General features: G+C 37.3%; 7 protein-coding genes. All 7 read right to left on the minus strand.

Going from position 1 to position 11,429, the window contains the following annotated elements:
* Complete coding sequence (locus NSQ77_RS06585; protein WP_339229750.1) at positions 1 to 174, minus strand: hypothetical protein; 174 nt, start codon at positions 172 to 174, stop codon at positions 1 to 3.
* 12 nt (positions 175 to 186) lie between these two features.
* The gene (gene pgsC, locus NSQ77_RS06590) at positions 187 to 651 is read right to left on the minus strand and encodes a poly-gamma-glutamate biosynthesis protein PgsC (protein WP_095314358.1); all 465 of its coding nucleotides are present in this window, start codon (positions 649 to 651) and stop codon (positions 187 to 189) included.
* Positions 652 to 669: 18 nt separating this feature from the next.
* On the minus strand, positions 670 to 1,863 hold the full coding sequence (pgsB, locus tag NSQ77_RS06595; protein ID WP_339229753.1) for a poly-gamma-glutamate synthase PgsB: 1,194 nt from the start codon (positions 1,861 to 1,863) through the stop codon (positions 670 to 672).
* Between the two features lie 1,540 nt (positions 1,864 to 3,403).
* Entirely contained in the window at positions 3,404 to 4,714 is a 1,311-nt protein-coding gene (locus NSQ77_RS06600; RefSeq protein WP_339229755.1) for a hypothetical protein, read from the minus strand.
* A gap of 778 nt (positions 4,715 to 5,492) precedes the next feature.
* Positions 5,493 to 7,823: an NlpC/P60 family protein gene (locus tag NSQ77_RS06605; RefSeq protein WP_339229757.1), complete on the minus strand. Its 2,331-nt coding sequence runs from the start codon at positions 7,821 to 7,823 to the stop codon at positions 5,493 to 5,495.
* 523 nt (positions 7,824 to 8,346) lie between these two features.
* Positions 8,347 to 9,618, minus strand: coding sequence for a RidA family protein (locus tag NSQ77_RS06610; RefSeq protein ID WP_339229759.1), 1,272 nt, complete (start codon positions 9,616 to 9,618; stop codon positions 8,347 to 8,349).
* Positions 9,619 to 10,201: 583 nt separating this feature from the next.
* Positions 10,202 to 10,909 (minus strand): poly-gamma-glutamate hydrolase family protein, encoded by a 708-nt coding sequence (locus NSQ77_RS06615; RefSeq protein WP_339229760.1) that lies wholly within the window; start codon positions 10,907 to 10,909, stop codon positions 10,202 to 10,204.
* Positions 10,910 to 11,429: the final 520 nt, after the last annotated feature.

Raw genomic sequence — 11,429 nt, forward strand, 5'->3', positions numbered from 1 at the left:
TCACACTAACGTTATTAAAAAGACAATAGCAGTAATGATTAACCCCATCATGGAATCCATACTTGTCCGTTTCTTTTGTGTTTTGACCGATTTTAAAACCCATTGCTTAAAAGTCAGTTTCGATTGTGCTTTTTTTGCCTTTTGCTTTTTTTGATAGTCTAATATAGCTTCCATTTAAATTCCTCCTCAAATATAGTTGGATACAAAAACTGTGCCAAAAGTTAATCCACTGAGCAATAATGTACTAGCAACTGTAGGTAAAACCCCTTGTTTTTGAATGGTATTTGCAATCAATCCAGGAACGATGATTCCTATAGCCACTAATCCACCAACGGCTTCAGGAATGGAATATTCAGCAAATGCAAAGTCAAAAATTGCTTTCATAATAATCCCGGTAGTTATCATAGCCGTAAATTTTCTTCTTCCGTATAGGATGGTAAATTTTGAAATAACCTTCATAACAATTAAATATGTTAAAAAACTAACCAGAAACGTAACAACAATACTTGCTGGTGTGGTAAACATCATAGCAATATATCCCGGTACGACTAATCCAGCTGGAATAACTCCTGTAAATTCTGTATAAAATAAGCTGAGAATAACCCCGGCAGTTATAGCCAAATAAATATCTCCTGTGTCAAATACAAACATTTTTCAATTCCCTTCTCTCTAAGCAGTTTCTTTTGTTATTTTCATTTGCTCAAGTCGAGTTACCAGTTCATCCGCGCCTCCATGAATATTTCCAACCCCGTAAATGGTTTTACCGGATAAGAATGGCTGGAGTACACGCACAATTTCATCGGTGCTGGCATTTTCCAGGTCTAAAAGGTTCCGAACCGGAAATTCTCCTCTTTTATACGCCTTCACGATGAGGCTTGTATTATCCCCCATCACCACTAGTGTTTCTGCTTGTATATTTGGCAGAACTTGCTGGATAAATTGTTCCGTACGATCCACTCGATCCGAACGGGTATTCATAATAACAACCGGCTGCTCTGTAGGATAACTCAGCTGTTTCACGCGCTCCCAAATATTGATAGTGGACATAGGGTCGTTAGCAGCAAATCCATTAACTAAAAAGCTAGGATTATTCGCATCGCCAATTGGAAGTATCTGCATGGCACCCGGATCTGGCCAGGCTTTTAACATGCCTCGCTTTGCGGTTTCATGATCAATACCCAGAACATCGGCAACAGAAAGCGCTAATGCTGCATTTTCCGGAAATACCATGTACTCGAATTTTTTAAGAAATTCTTCGGAAATTGCAGACGTGTCACATACGTGTGCCTTCGTATTCCGCTGCTTAGCCATTTGCTTAAAGTAAGGAACATAGGGACTGTCATTAATAATCAAATCACCATTATAGGGAATTGCTTCTGAAAATGAATCTGCCACCTCTTCTAATGTAGGCCCTAAAACATCCATATGATCCTCTAAAACATTAACAATTAATCCAATATTCGCCTTTAATAACTCTTCCTGGAAAACCACTTGATAATCTGGTTTAACAGCCATACACTCACTCACAAGAGCATCAGCTTTTAACTCAGAAGCCTGCGTTAACACCCTTCTTTGTTCCCCAATATTCGGTCCTTCCAGTCTTCTCTTAATAGGAGCTTCTTGAGAATCAAACCAGTAGAGCATTCTAGCATCGGTACCAGTCGTTTTTCCAACTGTGTGGTACCCCGCTTCTTGTAAAACACCTGTTATTAATCTAGTAACTGTTGATTTGCCTCTAATTCCATTAACATTTACACGGACTGGAATACTTGAAATATTTTTGTCATTTTTCATTTTGTCCTTAACCCCGAAGAACATAGCTATTGAAGCTAATAACAGAATGAGCAAAAATTCGTCTAACATTTTTTCACCTCGATATCACATATTTTAAATTCAGTAATTTCGTGACTATCCCCCTTTTCGGAGTTTTAAATAAATCCAAAAGCAAATCGACAAAATGTCACGATAATGATTCAGCCTCTTAGTTTGTTGCTTGACCTTCTAATTCATTAAACCTTCATGCATTGGGCTGCCGATTCATAATCCAAGAATTTTCCACAATAATCCTGAAATACTACTTACTTCTTCCTTATCATAAATTTATTGGAAATAAATGTAAATATTTCCTCGTAACCTACTATACTAAAACTATATTAATATAACATTAAGCTGATATGACAATTCTGTTAATTTACGTTATTGCATAATAGACCTGAAAAATAAGCCCGTATGAATGCAGGACGGACTTACTTGTAGAATTCAATTTGGATTAAAATAGATGGAAATTAAAATTTGTAAAACCATCTTCTACTTCAAGCCCCTTTCGCGTTTCAGGTATTGTGTCATATTCTACTCTTTTAAATAGAATCTCTTCCTATTAAGTCACTTAAAAGCGTCCTATCATCCAATTGAATTGTAAATGTATATATGTAATATCAATTAATACTTTCAAACATGATTTATACGTCTAGTCATCATCCTTTCAACAAATATAGATAAATACAATGCTGCAGATTGTGTTGACTTACAAACATTCTTGCATGCCTATTTTTCATCTGAAATCTTGGGCCCATTAAACCTAATAAGCAGACAACTTTACTTTACAGCTTTACTATAACTGACATTTTACGATACTAAAATAGTATTTGCGACGCATTTTTTCTACTGTTCAAAATAGCATTATATATTTATTGGCTCTATAAACTTGTGGTAATTAAGTGACATTGGATAAATAATTTGTAACTATTTGCCTCCTCCTTATTAAGCCTATTTAATTAGATTTATAACAATATTCAGTACTCCCATGTACAATTTTGACATGTTTCCTTAACTGCTATAGAGTGAACGAAGCCAATTCTAAACAGGTAGAGGAAGAAGTAGTCCAAAAGTATATGGCGGGATAAGAACCAGCCTTTCAAATATTTCGACATAGATAGAACTAGATTACTTGATGTTGCTCATTCTGCCCTACACAGGAATCAAGTTTGAATAAATAGTAGCCCTCAAATGAGAAAATGTAGACATTATTAACCATACGATCAGTATTTTCAACCCAAGTAATTATGTTGTAGAATATATCAGTTGCACTGCACACCTGTGTCCATACCCCACGGTTGGCAAAGGTTAGCTTGCTATTTGAAAACCAGATGTTGCGGAATAATTTTTTATAAACTAGGCACAACGAACAAAATGATATTGAAATAGTTGAACATGCTTTGTAGTAGTAATTCCCTGTCGTTATAAAAATACTATTAATGAATAGTGATTCTAATTGTAGGTCGTAAGCCTTTTTAATAGATCGATATAGAAAACCCATGGCTAATAATATATTAATCTAGAGTATCGCCATGGGTGTCTATTACACTTCATAACCTAGATTTCATAAGTAGTGACCATATCCATATTATTCAGCAGGGTCCTTAACTTTAATGTCATAAGTTGCTGTTGTTCCATCTTCTGCTGTTACAGTTAGCTGATCTCCTGTTGCTAATTCTCTTTTGCCTTTTTTCACTTTACCATCTTCATCTGTTACTTTATACGTTTGGTCGGAACCATCGGTTGCTGCAATTGCTCTTAGCATTTCTTTTACTGTTGCATCATTTGCTACAGTGATTTCTCCTGCTTCTTCATCCGTTGGTTCTTCAATTTTCTTTACTATCTCTAATTCTTCTGGTGCTTTATTCGGTGCATCAATCTCGATTTCACTGCTTTCTTTTTCATAAACCTCATAAGTTGCTGTCGTTCCATCTTCTGCTGTTACAGTGAGCTGATCTCCTGTTGTCAATTCACTTTTGCCTTTTTTCTTTTCTCCATTTTCATCTGTTACTTTATATGTTTGATCGGAACCATCAGGAGCTGCGATTGCTCTTAGCATTTCCTTTACTGTTGCACCATTTGCTACAGTGATTTCTCCTGCTTCTTCATCCGTTGGTTCTTCAATTTTCTTTACTATCTCTAATTCTTCTGGTGCTTTATTCGGTGCATCAATCTCGATTTCACTGCTTTCTTTTTCATAAACCTCATAAGTTGCTGTCGTTCCATCTTCTGCTGTTACAGTGAGCTGATCTCCTGTTGTCAATTCACTTTTGCCTTTTTTCTTTTCTCCATCTTCATCTGTTACTTTATATGTTTGATCGGAACCATCAGGAGCTGCAATCGCTCTTAGCATTTCCTTTACTGTTGCACCATTTGCTACAGTGATTGCTCCTGCTTCTTCATCCGTTGGTTCATCAATTTTCCATATAACCTTTAATTCAGCTGGTGCTTTATTCGGTGCATGAATTTCGATTTCACTGCTTTCTTTTTCATAGATTTCATAAGTTGCTGTCGTTCCATCTTCTGCTGTTACAGTGAGCTGATCTCCTGTTGTCAATTCACTTTTGCCTTTTTTCTTTTCTCCATCTTCATCTGTTACTTTATATGTTTGATCGGAACCATCAGGCGCTGCAATTGCTCTTAGCATTTCCTTTACTGTTGCACCATTTGCTACAGTGATTGCTCCCGCTTCCTCATCAGTTGGATCTTCAATTTTCTTTACTATCTCTAATTCCTCTGGTGCTTTATTTGGTGCATCAATTTCGATTTCACTGCTTTCTTCTTCAGAGTTAATTTCTTGAGATGTTGCTTCTTGTGCAAACGTAGGCGTTACAAATGCCGATACCGCAATGAGTGCTGATAATGCAGAGACTGGCAATATCTTGTAAGATTTTTTCATGATTACTCCTCCTCAAATTAATACATCATTAATTTTTTGTTAACACGATTCACAAATCACCATTTTACATTAAATTGGGATAACCACAGTACACACTACGGGATACAGGAGTTACCTGGGACTTACCATTTTACTAATTCAATTTCTTCATCTCTTTTGTTCTTCTACCTTTTTGTCATCTGCCTATACAAGGAAGGCGCGTCCAGTTAAGTTCAACAAAACACTACGTTTTCTGCCAATCTTCATCAGTAAAATCATTTTAGTGACAGTTGCTCAAGTCACATCAACACTTTCTAGTCTAGTAGAATAGAGATTTCAAGAAACGGGGATCTGCCCTCATAATATCTTAAGTACAGTCACCTCCTTTAAGCTGATAAATCCCATATAGAAGCTATAGATTGATCTACGCTTATTTGAATGCCTTATTTCTATCGTTTTCTTAAGCGATGAGCACTATAGCTACATTGCTTTCATCATATAATACGTAATAATCAAAAACTATATCAGTCATATATCAATCAAATAACAATCGTGTAAAGATTTGGTGAATTTGGTTTATTTATCTACATTTTTTGAAACCTTTGTATCAGATAAGTAATCCCCGCCTTTTTCAGGTGGGGATTTAGTACACTTTATTAAGATGGATATTCTGGAAGTGTCGATAATCTAAGGTAGAAATTGATAAATATTTGTTATATTTTCTTGGTACACCCTTTAAATAGATAGCTGCATTAAATAGATTTAATAGATCCGTTCAACGCCCATCTTAAAGGTTCTTTCATCGGTTATTTGCAGTCTCAGCAGTTGAAATGGTACGCCCTTCAATCAATCGGTTTATCCAATACACTTCATTATTGATTTTTCGGGACACGATTTCCCCATCAATCACCGTAATAAATGCGCCCTCTCCTACGTAAATACCGACCATGACAGGATCAGTTCCATGTTCTGTATCAGAGAAAAACATGAGATCTCCCGACTGAAGCTCTTCAATATGAAGTTTATTTCCATATTCGCGCAATTCCTCCAGATTGGATGGAAGATCAATGCCAGCTGCTTCCGCATATATCTGCTTCATAAACATCGTTGAAGTCTCGCTAAACGAGTCGCCGACATATTGCTTAGCCAGCTGTGCTGCTTCACTCTCTTCGACTTTCGTGTCATATGTTCTTGCGCCCATATAACGAGAAGGCCAATAATCACTTGTTGTTAAGTTAATAACCGTAACACCTTTGGAAGCTGTTGCTACAATCATTTGATCATTTCCAATATAAATGGCTGGAATGATACTTGACCCTTGGAAAAATAAAATATCTCCTGGCTCAGCCTTTTCCATTGGGATTTCTGTCCCCTCCTGCCATTGCTGTTTTCCATACCGCGGCAGGTCATACTGCCAAGCTTGATTGTATACGTATTGGACAAAGCCACCTGTATCAAATCCCTCATCAGGTGTCGTTCCCCCAGGCGTGTACTCGGTTCCCACCAGTTGATGAGCTTCAAAAACTGCATCATTATCATATTGAATAGTAAGATCATCAAAACGCTTTGCACCAGTAAAGTGAACCCGCCAGTATTCGCTCATATACGAAATCGTCGTCTGTCCCTCTTCTCCTGTTGCATGAACAATATAATCATCCCCTAAATAAATCGCAGTATGAGAAATTCCTTCCTGCCATGTCCCTGAGAAATAAAGGACATCTCCTGGCTGAAGTTCTTCATCCAGATCAATTGCATTGATATCTGTTCCCTCTGGAAGTATCGTCTCACCAACTTCCCATTGCCTATAACTAATTCGGGGCAAATAGACATCCTCTGCTTCTCGAAAGACAGTTTGGACGAAAAATGAACAATCAAAAGCGTCCAACGTACTGCCCGTCATTAAATAAGGCGTTCCAATATAATTCATTGCTTCCCTTATAATCGGGTTATTATGATTCTTATATATTTCCGGATTTGATTTTTTCAATATCTCCTCTGTATAATGAGCTCCCCCTACAAAGCGTTCTGCATAGTAAGTATGATAATCTAAATGCCTTTCCTCTACGCCGGAGGAAGTAGCAATCACAAATTGGCCATCTCCAGAATAAATACCTGAAATCAATTCCTGTGCGTCATTTTCAAAAAAGACAAGGTCCCCAGGCTGCAATTCATCTCTGCCGATACTCTTACCTGCTTCTAGCTGCGGGGCTGCCTGTCTCGAGAGCCAACTGCCTGTCACCTCTTTATATACATAGTAAACGAGAGAGCCTGTGTTAAATCCTTCTTCTGGACTGCTTCCTGATTGGTTATACGGAGACCCAATTAATTCCCGAGCAAGCTCGACAATTTCATTCTCTGAAGAAGAAGGTGTATTTTCTTCACTGTAACGTTTAGCACCCTGATAAATACCTGACCAATATTCACTTGTCTCCATATTCCGCTCGGAAATTCCTTCGCTCGTAACAATAACGAAACGGCCGTTATTTATATAAATCCCTGACATCAAATGGGTTCCCTGAAAAAAAACAACATCACCTGCCTGAAGCTCACTGGCATCCTCTCCCTGGATCCATTGATCAGCAGCTGATTGGGGAAGGGAAATGCTTTTAGCTTCTTCATAGACATACCGGACAAATTCTGCAGTTGTCCACTCTTCTTGATTTTCCCCTATTTTATCCAAGGCCAATTCAGCAGCCGAATCATCAATATTTTCTTCAGTAAATCGGGCAGCTCCGGCGTATGCACTCGACCAATATTCACTCGTTTCCATATTTCGTTCAGAAATTCCGTCACTCGTTACGATGACGAAACGGTCTTCGTCAATATAGATCCCCGACATCAAACCGCTTCCCTGAAAAAAAACAACATCCCCTGGCTGTAGCTCACTCCGCTCTATTTCCTCACCTATCTGCTGCTGATCCTTTGCATATTTCGGCAGGGTAATGGACTTTGACTCCTCATAAACATACTGGACAAATTCAGATGTTAAAAAACCTTGTTCATTACTGCCAACCATATCCAATGCAATTTCTGCAGCCGGGTCATTCCATTCTTCAGCTACGGCAAATCCAGGGGCCAATACAAAAAATAACAATAAATTAAAGAAAACTAGCAAAACAGAACGCTGCATACGTATCTCCTCCATCCTTAATTGAAAGTTTTTTCACATGTCAGAGTACCAAAATAAAACCATCCATGGAATGCCATCCTTGAAGAGTTAATATCAACTACCTTTTGGCATCAATGCTGTATGATTAGTATCATCAAAAAACGAGTTTGGTGAGCATTTAATAAATTTGTTCTCCCCCCTTAAACATCATAATCATCACTTCACAAACCATTTCAAAAAATAATCGGTTTATGATTTATTTTCTCCATCCAACGATACCTACTATATCTAACATTATCCCAAAAATAAATATAAGAAATTTCTGTAACGTCTATGATCACATGATGGAGTTAACATACTATCTTCTTATATGTTTTACCCTTTTATTTTGTATAATAACTTAGAAGTGTATGTTTTCATCTACGTTATTAAAAAACGGAAGCTGCCTCAATTTTCATTTGAGACAGCTTCCGTTTTTATGAATAGGATATGCGGTTTCGCATACACCATCGACAAATAACTTGTATTTACAAACAAATGCCTGTTATGCTTTTGGAGGTGTTCCTTCAGCGTTTGCTACAATGGCATCGATTTGGACTAAAGCATCTTTAGGTAAAGCTGATACTCCAACTGTTCTTCTTGCAGGAACACCACCTGGGAAGAATGTTTTGTAAGCTTCGTCCACAGTATCAATATCTTCAATGTTTTTAAGGTAGATATTTACTTTAACTACATCATCCATAACGTGGTCGATACTTTCTACAATTGCCTTGATATTTGTCAAGCACTGTTCAGTCTGCTCTTTTACATCCCCAGCTACCAATTCACCAGTTTTTGGATCGATAGGTAATTGAGCTGAAAGGTGATTGTAATGAGAAAACGCTACAGTTTGTGTAGATAGAGAACTCTTTGGTGCATTTTCAGTGTTGTTTGCCCATATAACGATTCCATGCCTGTCTTCAACAGCCTGTGGAGGTGTACCATCTCCGTGTGACACTACTGCTTCAATTTGCACCAAAGCATCCATAGGTAAAGCTGAAGCTTCAACTATTGTCCGCGCAGGGACATAGCCTACGGTTCTTGCGATAGCCGAGTCAGGGAAAAATGTTGTATATACTTCATTTACGGCCTCGGTATCCGAGAGGTCTTTAAGGAAGATATTAATTTTAACAATGTCGTCAAAAGGAACGTCGATACTTTCTAAAATTGACTTGATATTTTTTAATGCCTGTCCAGTCTGCTCTTTTACACCGCCAGCTACCAATCTTCCAGTTTTTGGATCAATAGGTAATTGAGCCGAAAGATTATTGTAATGTGAGAAAGACACAGTTTGTGTAGATAGACTACTTGTTGGTGCATTTGCCGTGTTATTTGTAAGTTTGATGAGGTCACCTGCTTGTGGTGCGTTTGGAATTGTACCTTCACCATGTGAAACAAGTGCTTCAATTTGAACCAGGGCATCCATAGGCAAAGCTGCAACTGCAACTGTTGTCCGCGAAGGAACATAGGTTGGGAAGAATGTTTTATAAACTTCGTCTACAGCGTCAACATCTTTGATATCCTTAACGAATACAGTGATTCTAACAACATCGCTCATAACATGATCGATGCTTTCAACAATTGCCTTGATATTTTTAAAGCACTGTTCAGCCTGTTCTTTAATACCACCAGCTACCAATTTACCAGTTTGGGGTTCGATAGGTAATTGAGCTGAAAGATTATTGTAATGAGAGAAAGCTACAGTTTGTGAATATAGACCGTTACCGTTTGGAGCATTTTCCGTATTTCTTGCTAGTACTGTGTTATAGTTGCTCATGATGTATTCTCCTTTTTGATAAATTTATTAATAGATCTATTTATTAATCAAGTTTTGCACCGAAAAAACAGTCTAAATCATGGTTCCGTGATTGCAAAGGCGAAAACGGATTCACAGTGAGAATTGCACTAGTACAAAAATGCACATATGCTTTGACTCAACCAATGTAAATTTTCGCACATTTTTTTAAAAGACCTCACTAGACACAAACTGCGTTTTTGAGCAAGTCCGTTTTGGTTTAACTTGCAACCTAGTTAGGCTTTAATGTCTGTTTTTTGCTGCTAGACTTGAATTAGTAACCCCTCGAGTGGTTACTAAGATTGCTATTATAGCAGTTTTTCTTTATATTTACTACTACATTTTGCTTTCTTTCTTCGATCGTTTAACCTTTTAGAGGATACGTTGAAAAGCATCTAACATTTTTTGACAGAAAGGCAGGGTTTATGACGCCCTTTTTAAAATATTATTAGATAATGAATACCCCTAAATAACTAAGTAATTCATAGGTGTTCACATTATTAATTGCAAATATTCCCTTCTTATCCGCAGCCAGCTTAAACCGGGTTTATGCTACTGATCAGATTTAAAGCTGTTCTTTGTAAATATCACTTGCTTCCTTTAGGCCATCAATCAACTCATCGTATATATCCGTTGTATTTTGTCGATTTTCTCGTGACCAATCGCGGTTTTTAAAGAAAGATTTACGTAATTCTGCTGTAAGTTCTAACTGTACACCCGCTCGAAGCTGATTATCATTGACAATATTTTCTTCACTCACTCCTGATATATGGTCAGGAGCATCTTCAACTTGGAATCCTCGGTTCTGAAGATAATCGCGTACCAATTCCTTATATTCTTCGTTTCTTCCACCTAGGTATATAATAGGTTCCTCTCCTTGATACCCATGAATAGATAAAGCGCTTACAGAATTTTGCGCTATCCTTCGTCCAGTCGGTTCGTCAAAACGCTTAGAGGTTAGATGTAAAATCTCGTTGTTCGTTGACTTTATACCTGTAAAAAGGTAATAAGAAATATTCATCTGATTTGCCAGACCTTTTGCTACCTCCGAGGTCCCTGGTTCAATTCCTCCGCCGTGGATAGCGATGACGGTAATATCACTGTCACGTTGTTTATAGTTAATTTCGTAATCTTCATTCAGTACTTCATGTTCCTTTAAATCTTCATAGGAATCATAATACCCTGCTGCACTTACAGTAGTTAAAAAGCTGAGTGGTAATAAGAATGAGCTGGAGAGGAAAAGTGCATGGCAATATTTATTAAATTTATTCATGTCAAACATCCTTTTTCGTAGAATATGATGTTTGACATTAATTGTGTATATGTTGTGTAAAAATAACTGTTAAAACCTTTAAGTAGCTGTTTTTCGTAAGTTGAGGAAAACATATTTATAGGTAACTAGGAGAAGAGGCTTCCCAAAAGTTCAATGAACTAAAGGTATTGTGAAAGGCCTTGAAATACCAACAGGGAGCTCCGGGAGTAAAGTCCTGAATATTTAAAGTCTTGATATCAAGTAGAAAGATAGTAAAATTTTGGATATTTAACTAGATATATCTCATGTAATATTAATCTTTTAAATCCAAAATTTTCGACGACCTCAAAGGTTCAAGATCAAGTCATTGACCAATTAGAGGAATGCTTACTATAACAACGACTTCATCTTTGCAAAAATCCTATCGTCACTAAGAATGTTCACATGGTGCCTCCCCAAAAAAAATTAGAGGGTAAAAATCTAATTTTCGGGGGATTTTTCTGGCTAAATATAGTGAGGGATTTAAAATAAAGCTTGTTAC

Origin of the sequence: Oceanobacillus sp. FSL K6-2867, assembly GCF_037963145.1 — a bacterium.
Classification (GTDB): domain Bacteria; phylum Bacillota; class Bacilli; order Bacillales; family Amphibacillaceae; genus Oceanobacillus.